The sequence below is a fragment of the Flavitalea plasmicola genome (assembly GCF_030546645.1).
In the GTDB taxonomy this organism is placed as follows: Bacteria; Bacteroidota; Bacteroidia; order Chitinophagales; family Chitinophagaceae; genus Puia.
This window is the reverse complement of the sequence record NZ_JAUOTO010000004.1, coordinates 925504-943620: the sequence shown is the minus strand read 5'-3', so window position 1 is coordinate 943620 and position 18117 is coordinate 925504. Positions and strand designations below refer to the sequence as shown.

Here is an 18117-nt window from a genome sequence, read left to right as displayed (position 1 = left end):
TCAAACGTCGAATTTGTAACCCATTCCATAGATCGACCGGATATACTCGCTACAGCCTGCCTGCTGCAGTTTCTTTTTAAGGTTTTTCATATGAGAATAAATAAAATCGTAATTACTGTAAATATCCGATTCATCGCCCGACAAGTGTTCGGCAATAGCATTCTTCGAAATGACCCTGTTCTTGTTATAGGCAAGATATAACAGCAGATCATATTCCTTCCGGGTAAGCTCCACTGTACATCGGTGAACAGTGACCGTCTTGGCCGTTAGATCGATCGTTAATTCATTAAAAATAAGTATCTGCTGCCCCTGAAAATGTCGCCTGCGGATAACCGCCAGGATACGGGCATTTAATTCGGACAAGTGAAAGGGCTTCGTAAGATAATCGTCCGCCCCCAGGTTCAATCCCTGGATCCTGTCGCCGATGGAGTTCTTTGCCGAAATAACGATGACGCCGTCGGACTTTTTGTTTTCCTTTAACTCGTTCAGCAATGAAAGGCCATTCCCGTCGGGAAGGGACACATCCAGCAGGATGCAGTCATAGCTGAAAAGCTCTATCTTTTCCCGGGCCGTCTTATAATCGGGAGCCTCTTCACAGACAAAGTTTTCACTTTTAAGATAGGTGGCCATACTTTTCATCAATTCCTGTTCGTCTTCGACGATTAGTATTTTCATTCTGCTGCTTTGAGCAAATTAACCACCTCAATCTGGAGGAATTCTGAAGACCGGGCAGAAAAAATAAGTAAATTTACCTACAATCCCTTCTCCCATGACAGTAAAAGAGATCATGGCCCGGCTGGAATCCCTGGGCAGCCCGCAAATAAAGAATATACATTTGAAACACGGTATAAAAGAGCCGCTTTTCGGTGTAAAAGTATCCGATCTGAAACCCATCCAGAAGCAGATAAAAAAAGATTACCAGCTCGCGAAGGACTTGTATGCCACAGGTAACGCTGACGCCATGTACCTGGCGGGCCTCATTGCGGACGATAAAAAAATGACGAAGAAAGACCTTCAATCCTGGGTGAAGCAGGCCGATTCCGACACCTTATGTGGATACACCGTCCCCTGGGTGGCTGCGGAGAGCCTCCATGGCTATGAGCTGGCGCTGGAATGGATCGAATCGAAAGAAGCGCATATTGCTGCCGCAGGCTGGTCGACCCTTTCCAACCTGGTAGCGCTGAAGCCGGATAGCGAGCTGGATTTAAAGGCACTGAAAGCCCTGCTGGCCCGCGTCGGAAAGACCATACACGCCTCGGCCAATTGCGTAAAGTACAATATGAATAACTTTATCATTTCCGTCGGCGCCTACGTGACGCCACTGACGGAGGAAGCCATCGCAACAGCCAAAAAGATGGGTGTGGTGAAAGTAGATATGCATGGGACAGCCCGTGAAATGCCGGACGCCATCGCGTATATTAAAAAGATAGAAGACAGAGGCAGCCTGGGCAAAAAAAAGAAGACGGTGAAATGCTAGAGACTTTTCAGCCACCTTATATTTTCCTGCTTCCCGCTGTCCAGCAAGTCCTGGCAGTATTTTGTAAAAAAACGATGCTCTTCCAGCAACTTTATGCTTTTTTTGTGCCAGTCAGGATATATCTTTCCTGTCCGTAATTCAACTTCTCTTTTCACCGCAGTATCCGTTTCCTTAAATTTTGATGTGCCAAAATGAAAAGTATCCGCGTCGCAAAGTATTTCCTCATACAATGTGTGCGGATCCCATGGGTACTTCGTAGCCATGATACAACCTGCAATGGCAGTTACCAGCCGTTCGGGCACAGGCAAGGGAGTCAGGCAGGTCCGCATGATCGCTGCTCCACGCTCTTCATGTCCTGTCATGTCCCCATTTAAATGACCGATGTCATGGAACCAGGCGGAGACCTTTACAATAAAGCGCTCCGGCGCTGACAGGAGATAGTATCCGCAGATCTCTTCCGTAAAATGAACAACGTCTACCGTATGATCCAGATTGTGATAGGGAAAATGCCTGTCGGAAAAAACATAGCTATTCCTTACATATTCTTCTACGTCCCTTTCAATTTTGCTATAATCCATGCCTGGTAAATTTCGAAGTCAATTCTGAAGAAATTCTGGACTGGTTAATATCAGGCAACAATTTACTAAAAACCTTCTATGGATACGGCGGTCGTTCAGCTAGATTTGTTGCCATGTTCCAAAAGATCACCGCCACCTTCGCCTGCTGGCTGCTGTCCTGTGCGGCTTTCGCGCAGCATAAAGACGCCATTTTCCTGGATAAAGCACAGTTTACGACCGGCGATGATCCGGCCTGGTCCTTCCCGGGCTTTGACGATAAGACATGGAAAACCTTACAGACCGGGCAGGTGTGGCAGGCACAGGGTTTCGATAATTACCATGGCTTTGCATGGTACAGGATCCATGTATTCGTTCCTTCCTCGCTCAGGGAAAATGCGTTCTGGAAAGATAGTCTCCGGCTGTTCCTGGCGCATGTCAACGATGTCGACGAGACGTATTTCAATGGTGTAAAGGTCGGCAAAACAGGGGCCTTCCCGGACGATGCGGGAGGATATGTCAGTAAATGGCCGGCCACCAGGGAATATCATATTGCGGCCGAGGCCGCTGCCGTCAAATGGGACGCGGAGAATATCATTTCGATAAAAGTATACGATGGAGGAGGGACGGGAGGCATCTTTATGGGCGCACCGTACATCGACATGCTGGAGAAAACGGATGGTCTTGCTATAACGATGGCGGCGGAAGATATACGGTACGATGCGGATAAGGCTACCCTGACCTTAACCGTATCCAATAGCTATTCCGTCTATTTTGACGGCGTGCTGAAGACAAAGATCCTGGATGCGGCGGCGCATGGCATCATCACACAGAAAAATGCGGTGCTCCATATCCGACCTTTAGACAAGAGTGTCTTCCATTTCACCGTACCTAACAGGCCGGGTGTCGAAATATCCTGGTCATTCACCCAGACAGGCACGACACTGGTGAGATCCGAAAAGCAAACCTTGCCCTATACCCTTACACCCTCACCTGCCGACCTCCCTCGGATCAACAGCGCGGCTGTGCTGGGTCTCCATCCGGGATCACCGGTCTTGTTCAAGATCGCCGCCACAGGTAAAAAGCCTTTGCGGTATGCGGCCTCGGGTCTGCCAGCGGGTGTACAAATAGACCCCTCTACAGGTATGATCGGCGGTGTGGTTACCGACAGTGGCAGCTATCCAGTGGTGATCACTGTGAGCAATAGCCTGGGCAAGGCGCAGCAGCATTTCAATATCGTTGCCGGAGCCAGGCTGGCGCTTACTCCTCCTATGGGCTGGAACAGCTGGAATTGCTGGGGTATCAATGTCAGTGCAGACAAAGTAATGCAATCCGCACAGGCATTGATCGATAAGGGATTGATCGATTATGGCTGGACCTATATCAATATTGATGACGGATGGCAAAAACCCGTCCGCGCCACAGACAGCAGTGTTGTCCCCAATGAAAAGTTTGATGATATGATGGCGCTGGGTACCTGGCTGCATAGCCGTGGATTGAAGTTCGGGATCTATTCTTCCCCCGGACCCCGGACTTGCGGCGGCTATCTGGGATCCTATCGGAATGAGGAGAAAGATGCCAGCACTTATGCAGCATGGGGTGTGGATTATTTAAAATATGACTGGTGCAGCTATGATGAAATAGCCAGGAATGACAGTGCGCTGACGACATTCATAAAGCCATATTCCATCATGGACGAAGCGCTGCAAAAGCAAAAGCGGGATATCGTATACAATCTTTGCCAGTACGGAATGAGAGATGTCTGGAAATGGGGCTCGCAGGTCCACGCACAAAGCTGGCGGACGACGGAAGACATCGAGGACACCTGGCAAAGCTTTAGTAGCATCGGCTTCGGGCAGGCCCGGCTCTACCCTTATGCTGGCCCCGGGCATTGGAATGATCCCGACATGATGATCGTGGGAAAGGTGGGATGGGGTCAGGATCTTCATCCAACAAGGCTGACGCCGGACGAACAATACACGCACGTCAGCCTTTGGTGCCTGTTGTCAGCTCCATTGCTCATCGGATGCGATCTCAGCAAGCTGGACGCTTTCACCCGGAATCTGCTGACCAATTCCGAGGTACTGGCCATCGACCAGGATGTCCTTGGCAGCCAGGCTCAACGCATGGTTGAGAACGACAGTACGCAGGTGTGGGTAAAACAGCTGGCTGACGGCGGAAAGGCGATAGGCGTTTTTAATATGACCTCCGGCTACAGCCATGTAAGACTTCCATGGAAAGAGCTGGGGTTCAGGCGTACGCAAAGAGTACGGGATGCATGGCGGCAAAAGAGCCTGGGGACGGTGCAAAATGTACCCAGGCTCCTGTTACCCCCTCATGGGTCCGTGCTTCTAAAACTCGCTAGTAATTAAAGGTCACCCCTGCTCCAAAGCCCATATCACTGTCATAGTGGGTTGAAAGACCGAAGTACTTAGTGAGAATATACCGGAACCCCACCATGTATTCCCTGTCCGTATTCGCCATGAAATTGAACCGCAGCCTGCTGGTGACAGGTATATCTTCCCTGCCCAGCTGGAGCCGGAGATTGCCCTTCATATCCACACGGGCATCCGCCGTTACCAGGAACGGCAACGTATACTGTAGTCCTACGCATAATACGGAACGCTTATTTTTCGTATCCTCCTGTCCAAAGAGGTTCTTTTCCATGACGCCGCCCCTTCGGTAGCGGAAGTCCCAGCCTACATAGGGCAGCCAGAACTGCATCCTTCCGAGATATCTTCCGAAATGGGTCTCGCTCTCATAACCTTTATTCCCATCCGTACCCACCCGCCATTCCGTCTGCAGCCTGTAGCGTCTGTCGGCAACGATCACTTCTCCGTCGCTGCCATTGCTTTCCAGCCCTACCCTTCCCATGGGATAAAGGGTCCTGTCGTCCGCATAGACCTTTTTCAACGCCTTTTTCGGATCGCCCAATGCCGGATCGGGCGGCGAGCCCTCATAATGGAAGATCCGTCCCATGCCGCTCATCATATGGTACAGGATATGACAATGGAAGAACCAATCGCCGCTTTCCGTGGCGGCAAATTCCAACGTATCTGTTTCCATGGGCATGATATCCACCGTATTCTTTAATGGCGCATAGTCTCCCTGACCATTCAGGAGCCGGAAGAAGTGGCCATGCAGGTGCATGGGATGACGCATCATCGTTCCGTTGTAGAGAATGATCCGCACATTCTCCCCCTTTCTGATCAGTATCCTGTCTGTCTCGGAGACGGCTTTGTTATCGATGGTCCAGACATACCGGTTCATATTGCCCGTGAGATTGAACCGTAGTAATTTGACGGGAGCTTCCGGCAAAGTCGTCTTGACGGGTGAACGCAGCATTCCGTAGTTCAGTGTCTTGCCGATGGACTCCTTATACATCACGGCATTCATATCCATCACCTGGTGGGTCATCTGCATGCCCATATCATTCATTTCCCCGTTTCCCTTCATCATGTCGTTCATCATTTTCATCCCCGCAAAGTAGTCCAGCCGGGGCAGTGGCTTCGCTTTCACCTTTGTTCCTTCTCCCAACCATACCGACGCCGATCCCGTCCTGTCTTCGGATGTAGCCAGGAGTTCATAGCTGCCTCGATCGGGAATGGTGACAACGGCGTCATAGGTCTCTGCCGTTCCTACGATGAACCGGTCCACTTCCACAGGCTCGACGTCTTTTCCATCATTGGCGATGACGGCTAACTTACCGCCTGCATAAGTCATCCAGAAGTAGGTGGAAGAACTGCCATTGATGATGCGGAGATGTACTTTGTCGCCGGCCTTGAATGTGGTCTGCTCGTCCTGTCGGAGGCCGTTGGCAAAAAAACGGTCGTAATAGACGTCGCTGACGTCCATGGCCAGCATACGTTTACGTTCATTGTTGAGCTTGGTGCCGAAGTGTTTTTGTTTGATGGCAGCGGCATAATCCTGTACGCTGCGCTTCTTAATCGCATACCAATCCGTGGCATTGTGCAGCCTGCGCTGTACCTGCTCTGGCTTTTCATTCGTCCAATCGCTCAGCAGGATGGTATACTCCTTCATGGGTTCCGGCTCCCGCTTGCGGATGATGAACGCCCCATATTCGCCGCTTTGTTCCTGGAGCATCGTATGGGAATGATACCAGTAGGTCCCGTTCTGTACGATAGGGAAAGTGGCCACATAGGAATGCATGGCGGCGATGGGCGGAGTGGTGAGGTAGGACACCCCGTCATATTTATTCGGAAGGATGATGCCATGCCAGTGCACGGAAGTCTCCATCATCATTTCATTATGAATATGGATCTCGGCCGTATCACCTTCTGTAAAATAGAGGGCCGGCCCCGGAATGGAGCCGTTGACCGCAATGGCGTTTACCTTTTTACCCGAATAATTCACCGTAGTATCGGTGATATATAAATGATAGATCACTCTTCCGGAACGCAGTGTCCGGAATGGCTCCCGCTGTATGGGCGATGCGGGCATTTCATGGTGCATCTGGGCTATCGCAGGAAATGCCATTATACATGCCCATAGGCATATAACGATTGCTTTCATGTGGTGATCTTGATATTAGGGCTTCAGGGTGGCTTGAACTTTACCGCAGGTGAGCATGGCATCACCGTAATAAGGATTTTTGATCCCCGGCTCGTTGCTTAACCAGGTAGCCTTCTTCATCGGGCAATATGCCTCGTAAATGGGGTCCTGCGACAGTTTGACCGATTTGGCCAATGTCAGCATGTTGGCGGATAAAGTTTCGAAATGCTCTCTTTGGTGAGCAATCTCTTTTTTCTCCGAGATATGCCTTGCGTCGAAAGCGAGCTTGTCCTTTAATGCCATGAACGCCTTGTGATCTTTTTCTGTCATTTTGGCCATATCCACGGCGCCGATGGCTTTTTGTAATTCACCGGCCTTTTCGGCGGCTGTATTGGCGTCGCCGGCTACCAGCGCGTCCTTGATGCCATAATAAGCAGGGAGAATGGGAGAAAGCCCTGTTTGCTGGGCGAATACGTATTGAGTTGCAAGCAGCATTACTGCTATGAGGATCTTTTTCATTTTGATGCTTTTTAAAGTTAATAATGAGGCGATGGTCTAACTTATCGTCATCAAATGAGGAAACACTGGTATAAAGAGAGAAGATCGGGAGGAGAATAGCGGGGCGGCCATCTGTGCCGGAAGGACTTCCGGATGTCATGGCCCGCGGACGACGCAATGACCCAGTCGTGTGTATGAACAATCGCGTACAGCGGCTGAACATCGATCTTTGCGGAAGCCTGTTTTTCCTTTAAGTTGAACTTCACCGCGTGCATGCCGCTGCAGCCCTTATCGTCCTTGCAGGGCGGCTTATTTTCCGCTTTGGAACAGCAAGATTGATGTGGCGCAGCCGCCCGGGCCGAACAATGGCAGACGACGAGGAAATTGGCCGCAAATACGGTCAACATCAGCAGTGCCTTCCATTGTATGGTCCTGAACAGTGACATGGGTCAAAGGTAATAATTTATTGCAGCGGTTGTATGTTAAATCCCACCTTCTTCACCGCCTCGATGATGGGCTCATTGGAGAGCATTTCCGTCTCCACCGTCAGTATCTTGTCCGGGTTGTCCGTATCCACTTTCCAGGAGCGAATGCCTTTCACTTCATTAAGACGGGGCGTTACCCGGGCAATACATCCACCGCAATTGATATTTGTTTTGAACTGTAAGGTTGGCATATTATAGTTTTTTAAATTTAAGTCTTAGGCTGTTGCTCACCACGCTGACGCTGCTGAGTGCCATGGCTCCTCCGGCGATCATCGGGTTCAGCAAAAACCCGTTGATGGGATACAGTACTCCCGCCGCGACAGGAATGCCGATCAGGTTGTAAATAAAGGCCCAGAAAAGATTTTGCCGTACGGTGCGCACGGTATATTTCGAAAGCCGGATGGCCGCCGGGATCCTGGTAAGATCCTCCGACAACAGCGTAACCCCGGCTACGTCCAGCGCAATATCACTGCCTGTCCCCATGGCAATGCTGACATCCGCCTGAGCGAGGGCCTGGCTGTCATTGATGCCATCGCCCACCATGGCTACTACTTTTCCTTGCTGCTGCAGTTGGCTTACAAAAGCAGCTTTGTCAGCGGGAAGCACCCCTGCCTTAAAAGAAGAGATCCCCACACTGGCCGCTACCGCCGCAGCCGTCTGTTGATTGTCCCCTGTGAGCATGTGCACCGCTATGCCCTGTTGCTGTAAGGCCGTGATGGCGGCCTTTGCGGAAGGCTTTATCCCATCGCCGATGGCGATGCCCGCCAATACGGTGTGTTCGTCGGAAAAGAATACTACGGTCCGGGCTTCAGCCTGTTTTCCTTCCGCCCATTTTTCCATGTCAGCCGTTTGCAGTACTCCCTGCTCATCCATGAGCTGCTGGTTGCCGACGAAGAAAGTACGACCTTCACTCCGGCCCCTGATGCCTCTGGCTGTAAGGGATTGTATGTCTGTCAGCACCACTGGCCGGGCGGTCTTTTCCAGGTAGGCGGCTACTGCGACAGCCAGCGGATGTTCCGCTGCCTGTTCCAGCGAAAACAGGATGTTCTGATCCTCAGGTTTTAATCCGAAGATCTCTGTGACGGTGGGTTTGCCGGCTGTGATCGTCCCTGTTTTATCAAGGACAACGGCTTCGATCTTATGGGCATTTTCCAGGCTTTCGGCGTCCCTGATCAGGATACCCTGTTCCGCCCCCTTCCCTACCCCTACCATGATCGCAGTAGGCGTAGCCAGTCCCAATGCACAGGGGCAGGCAATTACCAATATAGTGACCAGGGATAAAAGTCCATAGGACGGCCCTTGCGCTCCGCCCCATGCCCACCAGGCTATAAAGGACAGGACTGCCAGGCTAATGACCACGGGTACAAAAATACCAGCCAGCTTATCCACCAGCTTCTGTACAGGCGCCTTGCTACCCTGCGCTTCCTGCACCTGCTGTATGATCCGGGCAAGCAAAGTATCCCCCCCTACCTTTTTGGCTTTTAGCCGAAGGCTGCCTTTTTGGTTGATCGTTCCGGCAAAAATATTATCTCCGGAAGCCTTGGCTACCGCGACAGGCTCGCCGCTGATCATGCTTTCATCTACATAGCTGCTTCCTTCCGTTACCTCGCCATCGACGGGGATCTTATCGCCAGGTCTCACCAACAGCACATCCCCGGCAACGACCTCCGCCATCGGAATAGCTGCGACAGTCCCATCTTCCCGCACCAGCGTCACCGTCCTGGGTTGTAGCCCGATCAGCTTTTTGATGGCTGACGAAGTACGGGCCTTTGCTCTTTCCTCCAGCAACCTGCCCAGCAGGATAAAGGTGATAACGACGGCGGATGCTTCGAAATATACATGAGCATGCAACCCACGGTCATGCCAGTAACCAGGGAATAAAGTATTGAAAACGCTGAAACAATAGCTGATGCCCGTGCTCAGCGCCACCAGCGTATCCATACTGGCCCTTCGATGAAGCGCCTGTTTGTAAGCGTTGATAAAAAAATGCCGGCCCAGCCAAAGCACCACCGGTGAAGCCAGCGCCCACATCCAGAAATTCACATAAGGAAGGTCCATAAAGAACATGCCGATGATCACCAGGGGGACGGATAATACAACAGCCGCGATCGTACGTTTGCGAAGCTTTACCCATTCCGCCTGCTGTATTTCCTCCAGCTTTTCCTTGGGCTCATCCACCAGCAGGTCATAACCTATCTCCTGCAATGCGGCCTTCATCTGCTGCGGCGTGATCTTATCCGGCGCATATTCCACCTGCACGCTGTGATTAGGGAAACTGACGTCCGTCCGGGCGATGCCTTCCCGGGAAGAAAGGATCGTCTCCACGCTGGATGCGCAGCTGGCACAGCTCATGCCGATGACGGGAAATAGCTTCTTTGTCATGGCACAAAGGTCCGCTTTATCGCAGGTGGGTGTGTTATACTATCTTGTAAAAATGTTACACAATTTTGTCGAGCGGGGTCCGGCGGCTGTTGCCCGTCTTCTTGAAGTGACTGGGGGTAAGGCCCGTCATTTTCTTGAACTGAGCAGACAGATGTGCCGTGCTGCTGTATCCTAGCTTCCACGCGATCTCGCTCAGGGTGAGCTCATCATATGCCAGCCATTCCTTTACCTTCTCCATTTTCAGCAGGATGAAATACTGCTCGATCGTCATACCTTCCACTTCCGAGAACAAACGGCTGATGTTGGTATATTCTTTATTGAGCGCTTTACCCAGATAAGCACTCAGGCTGAAATGCTCTTCCAGTTCCCCTGGTTGGATAAGGGTTACCAGGAGATTCTTGATCTTTTCAATCTGTTTTTGCCGCTGGTCATCCAGCAGCTCGAATCCAAGGGTCTGCAGTCCTTCCCGGAAGTTCTGCAGGTCTTTTTCCGGCAGGGCCTTCTCAAGCGCTACTTCTCCCAGGGACACTTTGAATGGCTGGTCCGTCAGCTTTGCCAACGTCTGCTCCACTGCCAGTATGCATCGGGGGCATACCATATTCTTAATGTAGAGGGTCATGACGCAAAGATACGAAAGAGAAGCGGCCCGTGACCGGGCCGCTTTTTCCTTTAGTTAGTAGTGTCCCACCACACACGATCCGTCAATGTGGCGGACTGCTGCGGCTGTGGATTCGTAAGTATTTCACTTTGGGGGTAAAGCAACCGGCGGGGTATGTCTGACAGCCCCCCCTGCACTTTCGTCAGCAGCGGAAAACCCGTCCTTCGCCAGTCGGTGAAATTCTCTTCATTGAGAAAGTTCGCGATGCTTTTTTCCTCCATGATACGTTGCAGGGCATTACCAGCGGTCAAGGCCCCTCTCGATGCCAGGTAAGTGGTGATATCGCCCGGGTCCACCCCCAGCTTCTTCATATGATTGGTGACAGCAGCCTGGTAGATAGGCTCCGCCGCCGCCGCCCCCGACTTGATAAGTGTGGCTTCCGCCGCCAGGAACTGCGCCTCTGAAAAATTCACGATATAATTATAAGCGCTGGCTCCCGCATAGTAGTCGGTAGGATAACAATAATCAGTCAGGACGCCGAGAGACGTACCGATGGTACGACCTTTATACGGACCGCCGGACGCCGGAGGATTCGCCATTTTTGACAGCCTGGGATCGTTCCGCACTTTCAGGCTATCTATAAAAGTCGAACAAAGAACAGCTGTGCTCACCTGGCCAAAAGCATAATACCAGGGATTTTCTCCCCCTGCGTCTCCCGCGTAAGGGAACTTAAAGTCGTTGCTGTCGGCCAGCATTCCATGGGACAGGGCGGCCAGTGCGCTGTCCGCCTGGACGGCGGCCGTGTGACCGGGCGCCTTGGTCAGGTGCATGAAATAACGGGCTTTTAAGGTATAGGCCAGCTTAAGCCATTGGCTCATCGTGCCATGATAGATATAATCCGCAGAGCCGGGTCTGACAATGTCATTTTTACCAATCAGCGCGATGGCCTCGCTCAGCAGGTCCTGCACGGTCCTGTAAAGATCTTCCTGCTTGTCATAAGAAGGCGTGAAATTGCTGCTGCCAGCAAAAGCTTTTGAATAGGGCACATCGCCCCAGAAGTCCGTTGCCGTGCCCAGCGTGTAAGCCGAGAGTATATCGGCGATGGCGGCATAGTTCGGTTTGTCGTTACGGATGCCCTTGTCGTGCAGGATCTTCATGTTGTTGAGACAGACTACATAAAAATTATTCCAATCGCCGTCCATATCCGCATTGAACATCTGGTAGCTCCAAAGTCCGGGATTGAGCTGGTTCGGTGCGATCACCTGGCCAAAATACTGGAGGATGATGGGACCTTGTCCCGGTGAGAAACCTGCATAAACGAAATCCGATACATAGGTCTCCAATGGAGACAGTATCAGGTCTTCCTGGACATCCAATGGGTTGTTGGGATCCTTATTGACGTCCAGGTATTTTTTACATCCCCCGGTGAAGAGGGCTATGGTGATGAGCAGAAGGATTGCTTTTTTCATTTCTTTTGATTTAAAAGCTGCATTTGAGAGTGACGTTAAAGCTGCGCGTGGTGGGCGTGGAGAAGGAGTAGATCCCTTGCACGCCATTCCCGGACCCATACGATCCAACTTCGGGATCGGCCCCCGTAAAATGCGGGCTGTAGATCCACAAATTCCGGCCGGACACCGATAAACTGGCTGCCTTCACAGGCGTCTTTCCCAGTACGGACGGATGGATGTCATAGGTCAGTGTCACGTTCCGCAGCTTTAAATAAGTGCCATCCTGGATGGAGGACTCGTATTGCCGGGTGGTGTAATAAGCCTGGGCGTCGACAGCCACCTGGTTGGGCTTATGGTCGACGATACTGATGCCCTTGATGATCAGCGGTTGCCTGTTCTCCGTGACTTTCGCCGTGCCGTAGAAAAAGGCCAGTCCTTCCACTTCATTGGCTACATCGCCGCCTTTCTTATAATCGAAGAAGAAACTAAGAGAAAAGCGTTTGTAACGGACGTTATTGGTAATACCCGCCAGCCAGTCCGGGTTCGGATCGCCTACGACGCCTTGCTTGTCGTCCACCACAGGCTTCCCGTTCGCATCGATCATCAATTGTCCCGATGCCGAATCCCGCAGGTACCTGGGGCCATAGAACACGTTAAAAGGCTGACCTACGATCACCCTGCCCAGCTGATCCAGACCGGGATACAATGCCAGGACCTTATTGCGTATACGGGTAAAGTTGAGCGTTAGGTCCCAACTGAGATCCCTTGTTCTTACGGGGGTAGCCGTAAACAAAAGCTCGAGGCCCTTGTTTTGTATGGAGGCTGTATTCACTGCCGTTCCGTTATACCCCGTGGCGGCTGAAATCGATACGCCGGGAATGATACCATGATTTGTCTTCCTGTAGAAGTAAGAGCCTTCAAAACCTATTCGGTTGTCCAGGAACTTAGCTTCCAGCCCCCCTTCAATTTCATTAAGCCGCTCGTTCTGCAAGGTAGGGTTGCCCAGGGTGGATGATAGCAAAAAACCGGACTGGCCCTGAAATGGAAATGCGTTGCCATTCCGGTACTGGTTCGTAAAAGGAGTCAGCAACGAGTAAGCGCCGATACCTTCGTTACCTACAGTAGCATAGGAGATCCGGACCTTGGCAAAGCTAATGGCCGACCGCAGCTGGTCTGGTAATAGCTCCGAAAAGATAAAGCCGGCGGCAGCCGAACCATAAGGATAGAATTGCTTGTTGCTGGCCAGGACCGAACTGCCATCAAGCCTTCCCGTTAATGAAAGCACGAGAAAACGGTTATATTCGATATTGGCCTGGGAATAGAAACCGACCTTCCTTGTCTGGTAATGCGCTTCCGTTGCCGAAATAGAGCTGGTAGCGGAAACATTATTAAAATTATCCACTGTGATCCCCACCCCTTTGATATTGACGGATTGGTTATAAGAAGAAAGCAGGTTGTTACCTATCAGCAGGTTGACATGGAACTTTCCAAAGTCTTTCACAGCACTGACGATGAGGTCATGGTTGAATTGCCTGAAATTGATGTTCTGGTCCAGGACCTGTCCCTTCAGGCTGATGGCGGGACTGGGAGACTCTGTATACTTGTCCTGCTCTAAATAGATATCAGCTCCCACCCTTTCCGTAACGGTCAGCCAGGAGGCCGGAGTATAGCTGGCGGTGAACACGGGGATAAAACGATTCACCTGCGAAACATTCTTTACATTGTCCAGGTCCCATAAGGGTGGATTCCGGGAATTCCTGTACAGCCGCTGGCTGCCATCAGGGTTCAGAATGGGATAAGGGTTCCAGGAGATCGGCTGCACCAGCAAGACATACAAAGGTCCGTTGCTTTGCCCTTCCGGCAGCCTGTCCTGCACCGAATTGCTGTATCCGATCTGAAAGGTGGTGTTCAGCTTTTGCCCAACCCTTGCATTATACTTGAAGAAAAACGAATGCCTTTTCAACTCGTTCACTGGCACGATACCCTTCTGATCCAGGTAAGAGTAGGACATATAATACCCGGAATTATTTCCGCCTCCGGATACGCTTGCAGTGCTATTGGTGGTGACGCCGGTACGGAAGAAAGAGCTGTAAGGATTGTACGTAGGCGCCTTCACGCCGTTGATCTTCAGGGTGTCCATGAGAGGTCCCCACGACATGCTGGTCTTCTGGGCCGACGTCTCTCCGTTTAAAAACTTCCCGCCGGAACCCTGTCCATACTTCCACTGCCTTTGAGGGAACAGCCCTTTATCAAAGGATAAGTCAGAAGAAAGGGAAATGACAGGCTTCCTATCGATGCCCCCGGCCTTGGTGGTGATGAGCACTACGCCCCTGGCGCCCGCAGACCCGTATAAAGCAGTGGCTGCAGCGCCTTTCAGCACATTTATATTTTCAATGACAGCGGGGTCTATGTCCACTATCCTGCTGACGCCGGCCCCTGCTGCGCCACCGCCGATGTTGCCAGTCTCATCATTATTGATGGGTACGCCATCCACCACGAATAAAGCCTGATTATCACCTGTAGGCGAGGAAGCGCCCCTGATGACGATCCTGGAAGAGGCGCCGGGCGTGCCGGAAGAGCTGGTGATCTGTACTCCGGCTACTTTGCCGGCCATAGCATTCACCAGGCTTGGCTCCTTGGCCCTTACTAATTCGTCACCCTTTACTTCCTGGCTGCTGAACGTGAGGTTTCTTTTCTCCCGTTTGACGCCCAGGGCCGTTACCACTACCTCTTCCATGGCGTGGGGGACGGCCAGCAGGCGTATTTCCAGGAAATGCCCATTCCCCACAGGAATTTCCTGCGTCCTGAAACCAATGGCGCTGACGCTCAGGATGGCGCCCGGGCTTGCGCTCAATGAAAAGGAGCCGTCATTGCCCGTGCTGGTGCCGGTGGATGTATTCTTTACGCGCACGGAGGCGCCGGGAAGTCCGTGACCTATGCTGTCGATCACCTTACCCGTAATAGTCACCGACTGCCCCATGACATGGATGCAGCAGGTGGTGAGCAAGCCCAATAGCAGTAGTCTTACTTTTCTCATACTGTTGTTTTGAATTGTTTAATGAAATGGGTTAGCGGAAAATGCAGGAAGGAAAGCCAGTTATGCAATGATCTTATTTTCATTATGGCAAATAATAAATTATAAATGTCTTAATGACATTTATATGTGTGGTCATAAAAAAATCAAACACTAATTCTCATGTTTGACTGATTGTGACGAACAGTGGGCCGGGACAAATAATGTATGGTGTGGCCGGCAAAGTAAATGTAGCAGTTAATTAACCTGGGCGCTTTTTCGTTTTTAACTTATTGTAGACGGATTTTAACCTATAAGAAAAAGAGGCCGCATCATTCGATGCGGCCTCTCTGTTTACGGATCGTTTTTAAGTTCGGCAAGCGGAATTCGCTGAAAGTTACATGGAATAGAAGAACTGTTCCTTGACCACCTTTCCATCCTTTACTTCATAGACCGCTACTTCTTCCATCAGGTTCCTTCCCATTCCTTTAAAGTCAGCGTCGACTGTAATAGTAAGAGCGAAATGATTCCCTGCCACAATGGGCTCGGAAGCACCTGCGCTATGCAGTGTTTCGATAGAGTCCCTGAACTGTTCGCCTTTTTTGATGATCTCATCGCGCCCTTTCACCGACTGAGGGCCAGGCGTGCCGACGGGCTCGATGCTAAGCGCATCATCGGCATAAAGTTCCACCTGGGCCTGTTCGTATTGGCCAGCTTTGCAAAGCTCATAAAGGCGATTGGCGATGTCCTGCGTGGTCATCACGGCTGCTTGTGTTGCCATAACGGAGATTTTTTAAAAGTTAAGAATTGGAAATGGATAAGAAAGCTACAAAATAAGCAAATTCCAACGAATTACTAAATTATTAAGTAAAATTTACCAAATTAATTAGTATTCTGTTTTTACTGGACTAAAATCCATTGGGCATCATGTGGTTTTTTTTCGCAAATGCAGTATCAGTAAGGATTTCAGTATTGCCCCCTTGCTTTTGGCATAATAGAATTACCACTAAGTTGTATTTCTCCACCGAAAAAACCGCCCTATATTTGTGTCATCAAAAGAGATAATATCAGAAGTTCGATATAAAGATTTTTCATATGGCAAGCAATCGTTAGAGGTCGGCTGTTTCTACAGTGGACCTTTTTCTTTTTAGCCCTTCCCCGTTTACTTTCTTCCGACACGTATAAAAACTGAAAATCCGCGACCAAATCGCGGACTCAGCTTCCTATATGTAACACGCGCAGTATGCTCTAAGGGTCAGGGTATCGGGGTATGCGTTATCAGGCCTTTAGAAGAACCAGCTTGACAGTTGACTCCTGCTGGCCTGGAACCAGTTCTTCGCGGGCTTGGGCGAATTGTCTATCAGCTCGGCATCCTGCATCCTCACCTTCATGGCTATCACACGTTCTCCTTTCATTCTCTCCTTCATCTCTGCAGTCAAAGTAGGATGATATTCGATCTCCTCACGGTCAGTAATGATATAGGCCGTTCCGGAAACCTTCACAAAGAATTCCATTCCTTTCTTGAAAAAATCCAGCTTCGCCGGTATCTCTTTATCAAATGCGTCAATATGCTGCACGGGCTTAGGGATCACAAACCAGATCTGCTCTTCCTCATCGATCTCAATTTCGGAAATAACATGCGTGGGCAGCTTAACGATAGAAGAGCTGTCATTAAAAAATAAAGCGCTCTGCAATTCTATCATCTTATTCCTCAGCATCTGTGCTTGTGTTTCCTGGGCTGTTTGCGTGTTCATAGTTTCGTTATTTGTGTACTGATTAGTGTTACTGGTTACGGACGACAAGGATAATTCAATTGGCATACCATTTCTTAATATATTGATTATCAGTACAAAATTTCTGGCATGGGCGGGGACATCCGTCCCAGAATGGGATAATCTTTCCAAAAAAAGAGCCTGTACCATTCTAATCGGTCTGTTTCAGACCGATAATACCCACCAAAATGAGACCCATGTACAGGAATTGATAAAGATTGGAAGGCTGCTTGAAGAAATAGATTTCCGCCAGCCTGGTGCCTATCAGGGTGAGCCCCATCCAGGCGGCAAGCGCCGTAGTAGCAGAGATTTGCTTCATGGACATCGAGAAAAAGATGATATTCCCTACCCCAAAGACGACATAACCGGCAAATGGCAGCAGGATCTCCCAATGTTCGCGTCGGGAAAAGAAGGCTCCCCAGCTAATGGTCCTTAGCTTCTGCACGCTCATGAACTTCAGGCAAAATGTCCAGCAGATCTCGAACAGGGATGCGATCACCAGGTATATCCAGGCCATGAAATATGTTTTTAGTTTTCATCCGTTGCAGCAGCCTTCCTCTAAAACCATGATAGGCCCGGAACCACCGGTACTTTTCCGCCAGCTTCCCCTCATCCATTCGCTTGACGGCAAACAGGTGCTGAAGGAAATAATCTTTCGGATAATCATAATACAGTCCATACTCGCCCGGCTTCTCCTCATTAGGCAAAAAGGCGGTGCCGAACAACCAATCCCAAAGGGCCAGCTTGGTAGAGAAGTTGGCATAGAACACTCTTTTGTCATTGGCATGATGCCACTGATGCATCTCGGGTCCATTGATGATACACTGCCATCTGCCGCTGCGCACATTTATATTGGAGTGGATATACATTCCCCAGACGGCATCCAGCAACGCTTTAATAGGGACGATCAACGGGTTGGCGCCCAGCAGGACGATGGGGGCAAACTCCACCGTTTGATTGATCAATATTTCCAAAGCGTGGCTCCGGGTGCCCGCCAGCCAATCCACGGCTTTGTTGGAATGATGCGCTTCATGGGTACGCCAGAGTATCCTGGAATGATGTTGCCATCGGTGGAACCAATAGATATAAAAGTCGTGCACCACTAAAAAGAACAGCACCTGCAGCGCCAGGGGCCAGGAGGCCACGAGATGCATGGAGGACAGGTGCCAGGCTTTGTCTATAGGAATAATGATATAGTCGAAGATCAGGATCTTTAAAAAATAGCTTTGGATCAGCGTATACCAGACCAGGTCCACCCAAAAACCATCCCGGAACAAGGGTAGTCCCTTGGTATAGGGTATCTTTCTCTCCAGCCAGAGAAAGACGCCTACGCTTATCAGCAGGACCGTGGTCGTATAATAAACGATATGCTGCATAG

Annotated in this window: 16 protein-coding genes; 2 read left to right on the top strand and 14 right to left on the bottom strand. The window is 50.5% G+C overall.

What is annotated here, in order from left to right; all coding sequences use genetic code 11:
- Positions 1–675: a response regulator transcription factor gene (locus Q4E93_RS18085; RefSeq protein WP_303587564.1), complete on the bottom strand. Its 675-nt coding sequence runs from the start codon at positions 673–675 to the stop codon at positions 1–3.
- 94 nt (positions 676–769) lie between these two features.
- On the opposite strand from Q4E93_RS18085, the gene Q4E93_RS18080 reads away from it, so the two are divergent.
- Positions 770–1477 carry a DNA alkylation repair protein gene (locus tag Q4E93_RS18080; protein WP_303587563.1) on the top strand — a complete coding sequence of 236 codons (708 nt, stop codon included), beginning with the start codon at positions 770–772 and terminating at the stop codon, positions 1475–1477.
- On the opposite strand, the gene Q4E93_RS18075 is transcribed toward Q4E93_RS18080, so the two are convergent.
- A complete protein-coding gene (locus Q4E93_RS18075; protein WP_303587562.1) occupies positions 1474–2055 on the bottom strand; it encodes an HD domain-containing protein in 582 nt (193 codons plus the stop codon). The genes Q4E93_RS18080 and Q4E93_RS18075 overlap by 4 nt on opposite strands.
- A 113-nt stretch (positions 2056–2168) precedes the next feature.
- Here Q4E93_RS18075 and Q4E93_RS18070 point away from each other — a divergent pair, with 113 nt between their 5' ends.
- The gene (locus Q4E93_RS18070) at positions 2169–4403 is read left to right on the top strand and encodes a putative Ig domain-containing protein (protein ID WP_303587560.1); all 2235 of its coding nucleotides are present in this window, start codon (positions 2169–2171) and stop codon (positions 4401–4403) included.
- On the opposite strand, the gene Q4E93_RS18065 is transcribed toward Q4E93_RS18070, so the two are convergent.
- The 12 genes from Q4E93_RS18065 to Q4E93_RS18010 all read right to left on the bottom strand — a co-directional run bounded on the left by Q4E93_RS18065 (position 4393) and on the right by Q4E93_RS18010 (position 18115).
- On the bottom strand, positions 4393–6564 hold the full coding sequence (locus Q4E93_RS18065; RefSeq protein WP_303587559.1) for a multicopper oxidase domain-containing protein: 2172 nt from the start codon (positions 6562–6564) through the stop codon (positions 4393–4395). The two genes, Q4E93_RS18070 and Q4E93_RS18065, sit on opposite strands and share 11 nt — an antisense overlap.
- A 15-nt stretch (positions 6565–6579) precedes the next feature.
- Positions 6580–7062 (bottom strand): DUF3347 domain-containing protein, encoded by a 483-nt coding sequence (locus Q4E93_RS18060; RefSeq protein WP_303587557.1) that lies wholly within the window; start codon positions 7060–7062, stop codon positions 6580–6582.
- Positions 7063–7112: 50 nt separating this feature from the next.
- Positions 7113–7487, bottom strand: a complete 375-nt coding sequence (locus Q4E93_RS18055) for a hypothetical protein (protein ID WP_303587556.1) — start codon at positions 7485–7487, stop codon at positions 7113–7115.
- A gap of 17 nt (positions 7488–7504) precedes the next feature.
- A complete protein-coding gene (locus Q4E93_RS18050) occupies positions 7505–7717 on the bottom strand; it encodes a heavy-metal-associated domain-containing protein (protein WP_303587554.1) in 213 nt (70 codons plus the stop codon).
- Position 7718: 1 nt separating this feature from the next.
- Entirely contained in the window at positions 7719–9908 is a 2190-nt protein-coding gene (locus tag Q4E93_RS18045) for a heavy metal translocating P-type ATPase (protein ID WP_303587553.1), read from the bottom strand.
- A 55-nt stretch (positions 9909–9963) separates the two neighbouring features.
- The gene (locus Q4E93_RS18040; RefSeq protein ID WP_303587551.1) at positions 9964–10527 is read right to left on the bottom strand and encodes a helix-turn-helix domain-containing protein; all 564 of its coding nucleotides are present in this window, start codon (positions 10525–10527) and stop codon (positions 9964–9966) included.
- Between the two features lie 50 nt (positions 10528–10577).
- Entirely contained in the window at positions 10578–11975 is a 1398-nt protein-coding gene (locus Q4E93_RS18035; RefSeq protein ID WP_303587549.1) for a SusD/RagB family nutrient-binding outer membrane lipoprotein, read from the bottom strand.
- 10 nt (positions 11976–11985) lie between these two features.
- Positions 11986–14991, bottom strand: coding sequence for a SusC/RagA family TonB-linked outer membrane protein (locus tag Q4E93_RS18030; RefSeq protein WP_303587547.1), 3006 nt, complete (start codon positions 14989–14991; stop codon positions 11986–11988).
- Positions 14992–15364: 373 nt separating this feature from the next.
- Positions 15365–15748, bottom strand: coding sequence for a nuclear transport factor 2 family protein (locus tag Q4E93_RS18025; RefSeq protein ID WP_303587545.1), 384 nt, complete (start codon positions 15746–15748; stop codon positions 15365–15367).
- Positions 15749–16253: 505 nt separating this feature from the next.
- Positions 16254–16721 (bottom strand): pyridoxamine 5'-phosphate oxidase family protein, encoded by a 468-nt coding sequence (locus Q4E93_RS18020; RefSeq protein ID WP_303587543.1) that lies wholly within the window; start codon positions 16719–16721, stop codon positions 16254–16256.
- A gap of 169 nt (positions 16722–16890) precedes the next feature.
- Entirely contained in the window at positions 16891–17256 is a 366-nt protein-coding gene (locus tag Q4E93_RS18015) for a DMT family transporter (RefSeq protein ID WP_303587541.1), read from the bottom strand.
- The gene (locus Q4E93_RS18010) at positions 17162–18115 is read right to left on the bottom strand and encodes a sterol desaturase family protein (protein WP_303587539.1); all 954 of its coding nucleotides are present in this window, start codon (positions 18113–18115) and stop codon (positions 17162–17164) included. The genes Q4E93_RS18015 and Q4E93_RS18010 overlap by 95 nt, the downstream gene beginning before the upstream one ends.
- Positions 18116–18117: the final 2 nt, after the last annotated feature.